The organism is Candidatus Burkholderia verschuerenii (genome assembly GCF_001189365.1).
Taxonomy (GTDB): domain Bacteria; phylum Pseudomonadota; class Gammaproteobacteria; order Burkholderiales; family Burkholderiaceae; genus Caballeronia; species Caballeronia verschuerenii.
Genome location: NZ_LFJJ01000222.1, coordinates 1 through 11,725, shown reverse-complemented (window position 1 = coordinate 11,725; position 11,725 = coordinate 1). Strand labels below are relative to the sequence as shown.

At 57.9% G+C, this 11,725-nt stretch carries 9 protein-coding genes and 1 pseudogene; all 10 read right to left on the bottom strand.

Annotated features, from left to right (window positions below):
- Window positions 1–797 precede the first annotated feature (797 nt).
- The gene (locus tag BVER_RS25560; protein WP_050455647.1) at window positions 798–1,412 is read right to left on the bottom strand and encodes an IncC plasmid conjugative DNA transfer DtrJ family protein; all 615 of its coding nucleotides are present in this window, start codon (window positions 1,410–1,412) and stop codon (window positions 798–800) included.
- Window positions 1,413–1,615: 203 nt separating this feature from the next.
- Window positions 1,616–2,134 carry a hypothetical protein gene (locus BVER_RS25550; protein WP_050455645.1) on the bottom strand — a complete coding sequence of 173 codons (519 nt, stop codon included), beginning with the start codon at window positions 2,132–2,134 and terminating at the stop codon, window positions 1,616–1,618.
- Between the two features lie 11 nt (window positions 2,135–2,145).
- Window positions 2,146–4,017, bottom strand: a complete 1,872-nt coding sequence (gene traD, locus BVER_RS25545) for a conjugative transfer system coupling protein TraD (RefSeq protein WP_050455644.1) — start codon at window positions 4,015–4,017, stop codon at window positions 2,146–2,148.
- A complete protein-coding gene (locus BVER_RS25540; RefSeq protein WP_050455643.1) occupies window positions 4,014–5,378 on the bottom strand; it encodes a TraI domain-containing protein in 1,365 nt (454 codons plus the stop codon). Before BVER_RS25540 ends, traD begins: the two co-directional genes overlap by 4 nt.
- The gene (locus BVER_RS25535; RefSeq protein ID WP_157056220.1) at window positions 5,375–6,412 is read right to left on the bottom strand and encodes a type IV secretion system protein; all 1,038 of its coding nucleotides are present in this window, start codon (window positions 6,410–6,412) and stop codon (window positions 5,375–5,377) included. Before BVER_RS25535 ends, BVER_RS25540 begins: the two co-directional genes overlap by 4 nt.
- A 101-nt stretch (window positions 6,413–6,513) precedes the next feature.
- Window positions 6,514–7,179 (bottom strand): TrbJ/VirB5 family protein, encoded by a 666-nt coding sequence (locus BVER_RS25530; RefSeq protein ID WP_232316767.1) that lies wholly within the window; start codon window positions 7,177–7,179, stop codon window positions 6,514–6,516.
- A 32-nt stretch (window positions 7,180–7,211) separates the two neighbouring features.
- Window positions 7,212–9,674, bottom strand: a complete 2,463-nt coding sequence (locus BVER_RS25525) for a VirB4 family type IV secretion system protein (RefSeq protein ID WP_050455641.1) — start codon at window positions 9,672–9,674, stop codon at window positions 7,212–7,214.
- Window positions 9,668–9,930, bottom strand: a pseudogene (locus BVER_RS30660) (conjugal transfer protein). The gene BVER_RS25525 and the pseudogene BVER_RS30660 overlap by 7 nt, the downstream one beginning before the upstream one ends.
- Window positions 9,885–10,319 carry a hypothetical protein gene (locus tag BVER_RS25520; RefSeq protein WP_232316766.1) on the bottom strand — a complete coding sequence of 145 codons (435 nt, stop codon included), beginning with the start codon at window positions 10,317–10,319 and terminating at the stop codon, window positions 9,885–9,887. Before BVER_RS25520 ends, BVER_RS30660 begins: the two are co-directional and overlap by 46 nt.
- Window positions 10,320–10,334: 15 nt before the next feature.
- Window positions 10,335–11,384 carry a TadA family conjugal transfer-associated ATPase gene (locus BVER_RS25515; RefSeq protein WP_050455640.1) on the bottom strand — a complete coding sequence of 350 codons (1,050 nt, stop codon included), beginning with the start codon at window positions 11,382–11,384 and terminating at the stop codon, window positions 10,335–10,337.
- Between the last annotated feature and the right edge of the window lie 341 nt (window positions 11,385–11,725).

Sequence of the window (11,725 nt, the reverse complement as noted above, 5' to 3'; positions counted from 1 at the left end):
TCAGCGGTGCATCGTGTGCGTCGCCTGCTGCAAGCGTCCCGGTCGCCAGCGACGCGTCGGGTTCAATGTGTTCGGGCGAAGCCGACGCATCATCATTGATCTTTTCGTTTTCGACCACAGTGCTCATCACCTCTCCTGTTCGGACCGTCGGTCCTAAATTCATCAACTGGAAAACAGGCAGGCCCACTGCTCTGCCCATAATGTTCATTGTTGCCGCAGAGCGTAAGCACGAACGGGTCGAAACAAGCGTTATTTAAAGCGCCTTTCGCAGAAGCACAGAGGCAGACATACAAGGCCTGAAGGCATGGGTTGTCCCGGAGGATGGCATGGCAAGCTGGAGGAAAACAATACGTCAAGCAGAGCGACTCTGAGGCTGCCTGATTTGACCTCGGTTCGCAGATTTGGCAGGGTGCAGGAGGATGCAGGCGGAAATGTTAGAGTGATCGACCAACGGCGGAGTGCGGGCAAAATATGGCGCGATCGAAGTTAATGATCGCAGCCGCGCTGTCCGGACAGTTTTGCTAAACCGGAAGACGGAGTTGCTTAATAAGCTCCGTGTTATCTAATGATTTCCGAGGCCCCGTCTTGCATCAAAACTTTGTATGGGATATGGGCCATGATTTCGTACCATTTAGATAGGGGGGCGGTAATTGGTACAAGTCGCAAAGATCAAATACTATTTAGAATCATAAAGTTAAATGTCGTAACAAGACAACGGGAGCTACCCGGATAGCATTGCCAAGCCGGAGAGCCTCAAAAATAGCGTTGTTTTGGCGTGCGACTCTACTCAACGCTCTCTAGCGCGAGGACTGAAACGACTCGGCGGCTTTCCAGAGAAATGCCCCGAGCAGCGCCGCCACACATACCCAATATCCCGCCAGTACCGGAAGAGGCACGACGAGCACGCCGAACAAGGTGCCAGTCACTAGGAGTAGGCCATGGCCCGCGAGATGAAAAGACAACGGACTGACAAACCCGGCGGCTGACGCCTTGATCTTGCGTCGAGCCGTGCCATCGATAAACATGCCAAACGCAAACAAGAGCGTGCCTACGATCCACAGCTTCATGACCATCGCGCGAAACAGCATCCGGTAGACGAGCAACCAAAAATTTTCGGTCCAGGTATGCGCGAATGTCGAGAATCCGCCATCGTTCAAGCCGCCTACGCTCCCCGATGCATTGAGAGTGCGCAACAGCAAACCATTGTCAACGAATGCATGCCGGAAAGTATCATTGGCTCGGCGTACAGCGTCATCGGCGCGCTCCTGACCCACCGATGTAATCAACGAACGGGTTTCGGCTTCCGGCACCTCGAACAGACTGCGCTCCGGAATGGCGGGCATGACGGCGATCGAGAGAACCGGCACCAGAAGAAACCAGACTTTGAGGTGCGACCCGAAGCGACTAGCCATGTAGCACCTTCATTAGCAGGAGTATCGGTACAGCCGCAATCGCAGCAAGGCCTCCCCAAAACAGCGCGGGTCGCAACGCCGCAATCGTTGCTAAGGCGTAGCAGCGAGCGCCCGCGCCATATGTGAACTCCTCGGGCATGCTCGCATGGACCTCGCCGTCAAACGCCGCCGCCATATCGCACGCACGCCGCGCGGTGTGGGGTTCAACCCCCGAGAGCTTCGCTATGATCGTAACGGTGAGCGACATCGTATTCCTCGAAGTAACGACGGAAGGCCTCGCCGTGTAGCACACGCGCGGCCATCTGGAAGGCGGCCGTCCGTTGGGTGATATGGTCGGGGCAGCGCTCCTCGACCATCTCGAAAGCGTAGTCATGGTAACGAGCCTCGAACTGGGGGATGGCTTCGACCATCGGGCACCAGACAACCAACTTGTCCTTACGGCGCCCCGCATACCGGCGCGCGTACAGGAGCTTGGCCGGCTCAAACAAACCCTGCATGAACGCGATGTGAGGGTCACCCGTGCGCTTGACGCGCTTGTAGCCGTCGAGCGCCGACTTGATCATCTCGGCCGCCAACGAGCGCTTATCACCCATGAACCGCTCGCCGATAAAATCGGCAAGACGCGAACAGGCGAGCTCCAGTTCAGGCGCGATGGTGAAGACGGGGTTCAACCTGTGCGATAGTTTGTGATCGCGAATAATGTTTTTGTACGCAGCGGACATAATCTTGAGAGTTAGCCTTCGATGATGGGGATACGACCTTGATATACCGCGCCTCCTGAGATGCGCATGAAATACTGCAAATTCGGCAAACTGTGGATCAGACGCACAGGAATCAACGGCGCCTTCTCCAGTTGCAGCGAGCGCGATTGCGACCCGCTGAACTCAAGCGCATGGGCCTCCGTCGTGGTATTGGTGCTGTTGGAGACATTGACCACGCGGATCGCCGTCTCCCCTACCTTGTCCGAAAACCACTTGGCCGTATCCGAGTCTTCCAATCGTAAAATGATTTGGTTGTTCAGATTCCCCAAAACCTGCAGCATTTTTGCCGCGTTTCCAAGTTTCGCTTCAAGGTCCGCACGTGCCTGAAACGCGACAAACGCCTTGAACCCCGCTCCACGCCCCTTGTTGAGAATCTGGATGACCTGTTCGTTGATCGCCTCAGCGATTTCGTCGATGATCAAGACGACATCAGGTTTCTCTTCATAGAAGTTGTAGATCGCGCCGCACACCGCTGCGACATCGGACAACGCCATCGATGCGATGGCCTTCTGCACGATGTTGTTCGACAGCGAATCCAGCCCCATGTATAGAACCGCCTCCTGCTTGATGATCTTGTCGATATCCCAGATCTCGCGCTCATCTTCGAAGTCGTCTGCTTTGGGTGCGAGCATCAGCCCGGTTTCACCGGTCGCCAGCATTTGCAACAGTGGCAACGCCGACGCGATGATCCGCATGTAATGCTCGCGATCGTGTGTGTGCGTCGCAATCAGCCCGTCGATCGTTTCGTGCCCTTTGTCGAACGCGGCAAACCTGTCCAGATAAAGCTTCGCCATCCCGTCGGTCAGCGACACATCATTGCGACGCTGCGCGTCTTTTACCGTGGCCGTCACGGTTAGTTCTTCCCAGTTGGTTAGACCGTTCTCAACGAAGAAGCGGCGCAGACACCGATCCAACAGATTGCCGATGCCCGACTGCGCATATTTCAGGATTGAGCGCAGATTGGGCTTGTCACCGACGTACAGTTCGCCCTTCACCGCGCGGTCGATAAAGAGAAACGCGAAATCTCGGAACGGCCCCTCTTCCATCAACTGGGCAATGCGTGAAGGAATTTCCGAGGGCTGAGACCAGTTTTCGAGCGGGTTAAGGCGGATGGACTCGTGCGGCTTCGCCTGATTGAAGTAGAGAAACTTGCGGCCTGCCCGAGCGCATTCCCGCTCCACCCGCTTCTTCCATTCATCATCGTTCTTCGGATCGACGATGATGAGCACGTCTTTGAGGTTGTGGATGACTTGCGTCGACACCACCTCGTAGGTACGCGTCTTACCCGCTCCTGTCGTGCCGCCCACCAGCGTGTGGCCGCCCATTGACTTGTAATGAAATGGCACACGGACTTTCTTGGGTTCCATGCCGTGGATCCACGACGAGCCTTGCGGCATGCGATCGCGCACGCTGTCCCGGGGGCAGAACATGTGCTCGATACGCGCTTCCACACGACGCCCGACTTCGGTCGCCGACAACCATTTCGGCAGCGACGGGATATCGGTCACCGGCATGCGCAAGATCTCATGCGCGATCTGCGTGTGCTTTTGCGTCCACTCGAAGCCGGTGCCGAGATACATCGAGTCCTCTCGTTGCTTCATGAGCTTTTGCGTGGCAAGCAGTGTGTCGATATGGATCTTGCTGAGCCATTTGGTGGAAATGGCCATGCGGAAACTAAGCGCCTTCCACACCTGAAGGCCCCGGATTGTCAGCAACACGGCACCGATGCCGACGAAAACCCATCCGAACGGCATGCCAGAACAGACGACGCCGATCATCACAAAAGGCCACAGCAGAAACTGCCGAAACTCGTAGATCGGGCGGAAATGATAGACGTATTTCATGCGGTCGGCGGCTCCGAGATCAAACGGCCCGCGCGCTCGACGATGCAGATGTCATTGCCATGCGCGCGCAGGAGCAAGCTGCGCTTTCGAAGCTGCTCGACGAGCGTCTCGCTCGTGATGCCGTACGCGCCGATGAGGCGCTTCTGCACCGCCCAGACCTTTTCTTCCCATACCACCTTCGCTTTTCCGGCCGCCACGTCGCCGGCGATCGCTTTGAAAAACTCTTTGATCATGGCCGCACCTGGACCCAACACCTCGTTCAATTCATCGTCGCTGGGGCCGGACTGCGGTGTAGCATTGCGCCGGGACCCGCCGGCGGCGGCCGGATCGATGGGTGCAGGGCGAAGTGGTGCGGAGTCGGCCGGCACGGCCGCTTGCGCTGTATTTGTAGAAGCGGCTTCAGTGGAAGCTGTACCGAGAGCTTGTGCTTCGCTGCGCTTCAGCGCATCGCGCAACGGCTGCGACAACTGAGGGCCAGAAACGGTGGTAGTGGTCGTGGCGGCAGTAGCCGCAGGCGAGGGAACGGCTGGTGGATCAGTAAGAGGCGCGTGGGTCGAGGGCGCACCTTCGGGTGTGTTCAGTGCAATGTGCGGCGCGGTCGCGACAAATTGCGGCTCGAGCGCAAGCGCTACGTGCACGGCAGACGGAACGTCGAATTTGACCGGCGCGAAAACAGATCGCTGCGCTTTTTGCTCGAAGTCGACTGTCACATCCAGCGCTTTGCGAACGACCTTATGTACCAGCGCTTCAGCGCCTTGCGGACTGCGCTCCGGATTGATCGCGTTGAACAGATCGGAGTGCACCGCCGCATCCAGCCCTGCGAGCAGCTCGAGCGTGATAACCGTCTGCGCAAGCATGGCCGTGCGCATGCGCTCTTGCTTCAGCGGCGCCATGCGTCGCTCAACGGAGTAATCGCCCGTGCCGATCCACGCACCAAACGCGCCGTGCGCGGCCGGATTCCACCTTTCACGGTCGGTCTGGCGCACGAACTCGAAGTGACGAAACGGCTCGTCGAGCAGCGAACATGCGGCCGCGAGGAACACGGCGTAGTTATATTGCGGTTCGAGCTTTCGACGCATATCGGAGGTCAGATCGGCGGCAAATTTCTGGCCTCCTGCCAACCGCATGGCGTAGAACGTCGTTTCGATGGTAGCCCGGAACGCCCCGCCAGGTTCGCAGTGCAGCTGCGGCGCGAGGGGCATCGACGAAAACCAATTCGCACAGCGCCGAAGCACCGTCACCCACTTCCGGAAAAATTCTGTTTCGGTACTTTCGTTGGCGCATTGCCTGACAAGCTCGATGCGTTTCTGATGCTGAACGAAAAGTGCATCTATCGCGATAGGCGTGTGGGAGGCGTTCACGGCATAAACCCCTTCGCGAGTTTCAGCGCCCCAGTGCCAGTTGCGGTCGCGCCGCCACCGAAGATCGTTGCAAGCTTCGGTATCTCGAGCGAGAGCAAGAGGATGAACACAGACAGGTTGAAGACGTATGCGCCGTTCAGGGTCGTTGCCCCGCCGACAGCCGTAGCATTTTTGACGGCAGACTCGATCGATATACCGACGAGCTTGATCAAGACCGCGACGATCACCACATACATGCCTGCGCTGATCATCCAGTCGAGCCATTTGAGGAAATATTTGCGCGTGTACGAAGAGAATCCGAGCGCAAGTGCAATGGGTCCTAGCACGATCCCAATTGCCGATTGAATTTGGCCAACCGCTAAGTAATAAACGAAGGCGATCGACGCCAGACACATGAAAAAGGCAGCCAAGATTAAGACAATGGTGTCGGCTGCGATTGCGGGAAAATTCCAAAGCGACACCGATTTAATCTTCGTTTTTACCGCGTCGAAAACTACACCCGCGAGATGAGCCATCGCGGAGCCGGTGGTGCCCGAATGCGAGCCTCCGATGTCCGCTGCCAACTGCTGGAACCATGTCCAAAAGCCGCTCGCCGTGGTGGTGTATCCAAGGAAGAGCGCGACAAAAATCCCGAGTATCGCCAGCTCTTCGAATAAATTGATCCAGGCGGAGATCGGATGATGTGTGCCGGCGAAGCGTACGCCCACCAGAACCAGCGTGATAATTCCCAAACCCCATGCAAACTTACTCGCCTCCGTCATCACGCTGTTGCTGGCTGTGATCGCGTTGGGAATCAGGCTGCCGAGCAATGCATCGATCTGCGTGGCAGCGTTTGCCGCACCGGCAGCGAAATCTCCGTCCGGGCTGACGAGCACCGCGGTCTTCCCGGCACCTGAGGTATTCGCCGCATTTTCTGTATTAGTCGCATCACCGCTTGCCTGAGCTAACGCGGGCACAGAAAAAATAGCAATTGCGAGCGCCAGCACGATGAGCGCACCGATACACTTCAAATAACGCACGAGTGAATGACTCATCATTGCCCCAGCATGGTGGACGAGCCGATGCGAGCGTTGTAGGCCGCCCGCTCTCGATCCTGCTGAGCCTTAATGGCCGCCTGCGCCGTGTTGTTCGCCTGCTAGTCCGCCACTGTCGCTGAATCCTTCACCGCGTCGCTGCGTTGCTTAGCCGCCGTCATCGAAATCAGATCACCGTTCTGGCTCGAGATGATGTCCAGCATGTGCGTCGTCAATTGCGCCGTGGCCTCCATCGTGGGCGACATGTTCAACTGGTCCTGGATCTCCTGCCGGCGTTTGGCAAGCGTGCCGACGTGCGAAATCACATCGTTGCCCTGTTGGAACAACTGCTTGGCTGTCTTGTCGTTGTTCTGCAGCAGCGTGTTCTGATCCGCAAACCATTGTTCCGGTGTCTTGCCGGATTGCGTGATCAGCGCTTGCACCTTATTGGCGTATTCAGCGTTGCTCTGCAGACCACCGTAGAGGTCGTTAAGCGCGTTGGTGTATTTAGTGAGATCGGTGATGTCGCTCTTGATACTCGTGACCTGTGCCAGCATCGCGGCCGGGTTGAGATTGGTCGCCTGCTTGAGCTGATTGAGCATCATCTGATACTGGTAAATCAGATTGCTATCCTGATAAGCCTCACCTTTGACAGCAGCTGCCGCCGTCACGGTATTCCTGATGAAGTTCGATGCGTCGAACACCGGCATATTTGCGGTGGCCTGTTGCACCAGGCCGACAGTCAGCACGGCGGTCGCGACGATGCCGCGGAGAAGGGTTTTGATCATGGTGGGTGCCTCTCAAATAAGCGTGTTGCGGTTCAGGCGCTGGCGAGTACGTCTCGAACGTAGTCTTGTTGCCAGTGCGGGCTGCCCGACATCACATGCTTGTCGAGCAGGGCTTGCGCACGTCCGTCCGAGCGGAGGTAGGCGAGCGCCTCCTTCGGAAATTGGGCCTGCAGCATGCGCGTTTGTGTGGCCGTCACCCACAGATAGTCGCGATTGGGCACAGCGTCGGAAATCATCTTGATCTGATGTGCCGTCAGCCCGAAGATGTCGCGATAGAGCGACTGGTTGTTGATCGCGTCGCTGTTGGGCAGATAGATGATGTTCGGGATGTTCTCTTTGAGAATCTCGAAGTTCGGCACGCGCGCGAGTTGCCCGAGCGATTGCGTCGCCATCAGCAGCGCCGCATTGAGCTTGCGGATGGTGACCGCCCAAATTTCCAGGCGCGCGTAGAACTTCGAGTAGGTAAAGAAGAAGCCCGCTTCCTCGATCTCGATCACGGTATAGCGCTTGCCATCTAGAATCTGTGCGATCCGATAGAACGCGTAGTCCATGAACAGCGCGGCGGCGACAGGATAGTTCTGGAACAGGTCGCCCATCTCGATCGAGAGGTTGTCCGAGATAGAAAAGCCGTCCTCGACGTGGTCGAAAAAGCGGCCGTTCTTCTGGCCCTCCGTCCACACGAACAATTGTTCCCGCAGTTCAGCAGGCAGGAGCGTGATTAAGCCAGACAGACGCCATTTCTCGGGCGGATACGCTTTCGCAAGCGTCCGGATGCGATCGTCGATGTCCGTTTCGTGCTGTGGCGTACAGGTGAAATCCTCGCCCTCGATGACCAGCTTCACCCAGTCCGTCACGTATGGCCAGTGCGCTTCGTCGCCGATCATGGAAAGCGGATTGACGGAGGTCGCCGCCTCGAAACGGCCTGTGGCGTCAATGAACCGACCGCCGCCGAGCAACGTCGGGATCCGCGTCGACCCGTCCTTGTCAAAGCGGATACGACGCGCGCCGTGGCGCACCGTCTGTTCCATGAAGAAATTCATCAAGACGGATTTACCGCCGCCGATCGGACCAACGACGAGCAAATGCGCTTTGCCGCCTGGATGGTGCAGATCGACGTATTGCAATGTCCGGTGGCGGGTCGGCAGGCAGGTGAGCGGCCCGGTCTTGATACCCGATTGTTCAGTCAGCCAATCGTTGATCTTTTTGCCTTCGCCCACGCTACAGAGCGGCGCGATATCGGAAATCGCGGGCGTTTCGACGAACTGCAGACGTTTCTGCTGATCCCAGCGGCCGGGCAAGGTCGCACTCCAGGAGGCAAACAGATTCGTCTTCTCTTGAATCACGCCGAAACCGGCGTTGCCGATCACGCCCACGACCTGGCGCGTCGCATCCTCGCAAACCTCGGGTGTGCTGCCGTAGACGACAACGGAAATATTGGCGAAACCGTACTGCTGGTCCTCGGCGTCGAGTTTGGCCAGCGCGTCGCCCGCTTCCTTGGCGAGCAGTTCACGCCCCTCGTCGTTCTTTTGTTCTTCCTTCGTTGCCCACTGCTTCAGGATCGCTACCGGGTTGAACGCGGCGACCTTGTAGAAGCCGCGAATCTTTTTGATGTAGCTGCTGGCGCGCGAGGTGTCGAGAAAGCGGAACATCACGCACACGTCGAGTTCCGCATCGACCTGCGCGAGTACGTCGAGCGCCGCCTCCTGAAACCCCATCCATTCCTTTACGCCGATGATGCGCGCATACACCTTGCCGTGCGCCGACTCAAACATCAGTTCGGTCGCGCCAATGGTGACTTCCGTTTCCGTCAGATGCGTGTCGAGCATCGTGACCGGGTAGCGCACCCGGCGTTTGGGCGTCGAGGGGTTGGCCCGTTGGTGCAGGAACGACAGAATGTTCTGCAGTTGCAGGCGCTTCATGTTCAGTCGCGTCACGCCGCCCGTGAAGCCGTCGATAACAGATTCGAAGCGCTTGATCTCATTCTGGATTTTCGTCAGATCGAACGCGAAGGCGCTGCGCGCGAGAACCATGTCTTTCGCCGCTTCAAACATTGTGACAAACAGATTCTTTCCGCCCACGGTCATGTGGTAGCTGATCTTGTCGAAGACGCGTGAAATGCCGGTTTCGGGTGTGAACGCGAGCGCAAGCGAATGCGAATTCTTGAAGTACTTGCCGCTGCCGATGTTCGCCTGATTGATGGCGTCGATGCGCGCTGCGGCGGCCGACGTGAATTCGCCGTCGATCGTGCCCTTTACGCGCCGGTGCGACATGCGCCACCAGGCGGTGACGCGATGATCGAAGTTGCGGCAGGCATGATCGAGGTTATCGCGCGCGGCTGTGATGTCGCCCGGATTGGGCGAATCCGCGTCGACCCCGTCAAATTCGAACACGGTCAGCAACGACCCGTCCTTATTGAGTACCAGTTCGGGCGTGACCAAGGTCGCCCACGTGGCGATCTCCTGCACCGCGCGTTTGGTAAACATCATTTTCAGCATGGCAGATCCTGATCGAATCCGTAGGGGCGCTTGAATCGCGCACTGAAGCGGCTGCTCGGGCCCGGCTCGAGACGTCGGGATAGCGGTTGTAGACCAGCATGACGATCCGCCACCACGGGTCGGTCGAGCTTTTCCAGCGCAGGAAGATATGCACGATGACGCCAACGACGAGAAACGCGGGACTCCAACTCATGTAGGTGAGCAGCGCCGTCAACGTGCCGTTGAAGATCGCCAGGCCCCGGTCCGTGCCCCCCATCTGGCGCGGCAGAGACAGCCCTCGACTGACCTTGTGCTGGCGCATCTCAGCAGGCCACAGCCATGTGGAAGTGATCGCGCATGATCGGCACGGCTACCGAGGCCCACCAGCACCACCGAGAAAGTCTTGGCGATGTTGCTTTCCGAGTTCGCCACCGCCACGCCGCCGATGGTAATCAGCACGATGCCGATGCCATACAGGTACGGGCCGCTGATCAGGTTGCTGATCGTGCAGATGATGTCGGTGAGTCCCGTGAGCGACGAATAGTCACCCGCAGCCCTCGCCGCTACCGACATCATGCTTAGCAGCGCGCCGACGAGCATCGGTTTGCCCGGACGCAGACACCTGACGATCATTGCGGCGGTGTTGAATGCCTTCTTTCCCTTCATTTTTGATGCTCCCGTTTAAAAAACGCGTTGTAGGTCGTAATCGTTATCTTTGAAGCCCCGGATTTCGAGGATCTCGGAGACGTGCCGCATCTCGCCGGTGCGCTTGAAGTGCACGACGTAGTTGAAGCAATCGGCGATGTTCTTGCGCATGTCTTCCAGCTCCCAGCGCGACCCGTTGGGGATGCCGAGCATGGCGAGCGATTCGAGGCGGCTGAGCGCGGTGCGCCCGTTGTTGGCGTGAATCGAGGCAAGTCCGCCGTCGTGGCCGGTATTGAGCGCCTGCAGGAGGTCGTAGGCTTCGCCGCCTTGTACTTCTCCCACGATGATGCGATCGGGGCGAAAGCGTAGGCAGAGCGCGACGAGTAGTTGCGTCGTCACATTGGTATCGGCGTTTGAGAGAAGCCGCACGCGGTTTGGCACGTGCAACTTCAACTCCATCGTGTCTTCGATGGAAATCACGCGCTGGTCGGGCGGGATCTGCTCGATGAGCGCATTCAGAAAGGTGGTTTTGCCGGCTGAGGTGCCTCCGGCTACCAAGATGTTTTTGCGAGACTGGACGAGCGCTACGAGCGCGCGCATCAACGCTTTGTCTTCGATACCCTCTTCGAAATGGATCGCCTCGGCGAACTCCGGGCGAGCATGGGCCGATGCAAATGCGCCCATGCTCACATAGTCGGACAGCGCGAGCTTTGATTCACGGTGCTTGCGGATGCTAAGTGCGTGTCCGTCAATGGATGTCGGGCTCATGACGGCGGCAATACGCAGGTTCTGATGACCCGCGTTGATAATGCCCTTGTCGCTCCCGGCCTTCGCTGATTTTTCGACGGAGGACGCGAGAGAGTGGATGGCGCCTTCCAGGTGCTCCGGGCGCAGATCGACGTTCTCACGCGTCATCACGCCGCGACGTTCGACCCAGACGTTGCGGTAATCGTTGATCATGATTTCCGCGAGGTCGGGCGCGTCCAGCAATGCTCGAAGCGGTTCGAGTGCCTGGAAGAACATGCGCACCGCTCCGGCCTCGAGCGAACGCAGCTTCAAAACGTGATTGTCAGCAATGTCGGACATGTGATGCTTGGTAAGCGATCTAACATGTCGATATTTTTGCTGCTACGCGATGCGCACGCGTGTGGAAAGGAACGTTAAATCAATGAGCTTTCCACGATTTATGCATCGTTCGATTGAGCCCCTTGTTTTTACAGCTACTGGTGGCCCTTCAAATTATCATGATAATTTGAAGGTACCGCGTGTCGATCGACAAAATGCACCCGTTTCGCCCCTCTTGTGCGCCCAGCATGGGCGCACTCTTGCGGGTGCAAGTCGCGCGGCAAGTTGACCACAGCGAGCGAAGTGAAGCGCAACTGCGGAAGGGCGACCGACCGTGGGGAGGAAGCGTGGAGCGAAACTGC

Coding starts and splice junctions, on each gene's coding strand:
- BVER_RS25560 (WP_050455647.1), bottom strand. CDS start 1,412: ATGGCTAGTCGCTTCGGGTCGCACCTCAAAGTCTGGTTTCTTCTGGTG.
- BVER_RS25550 (WP_050455645.1), bottom strand. CDS start 2,134: ATGTCCGCTGCGTACAAAAACATTATTCGCGATCACAAACTATCGCAC.
- traD (WP_050455644.1), bottom strand. CDS start 4,017: ATGAAATACGTCTATCATTTCCGCCCGATCTACGAGTTTCGGCAGTTT.
- BVER_RS25535 (WP_157056220.1), bottom strand. CDS start 6,412: ATGAGTCATTCACTCGTGCGTTATTTGAAGTGTATCGGTGCGCTCATC.
- BVER_RS25530 (WP_232316767.1), bottom strand. CDS start 7,179: ATGATCAAAACCCTTCTCCGCGGCATCGTCGCGACCGCCGTGCTGACT.
- BVER_RS25525 (WP_050455641.1), bottom strand. CDS start 9,674: ATGCTGAAAATGATGTTTACCAAACGCGCGGTGCAGGAGATCGCCACG.
- BVER_RS25520 (WP_232316766.1), bottom strand. CDS start 10,319: ATGAAGGGAAAGAAGGCATTCAACACCGCCGCAATGATCGTCAGGTGT.
- BVER_RS25515 (WP_050455640.1), bottom strand. CDS start 11,384: ATGTCCGACATTGCTGACAATCACGTTTTGAAGCTGCGTTCGCTCGAG.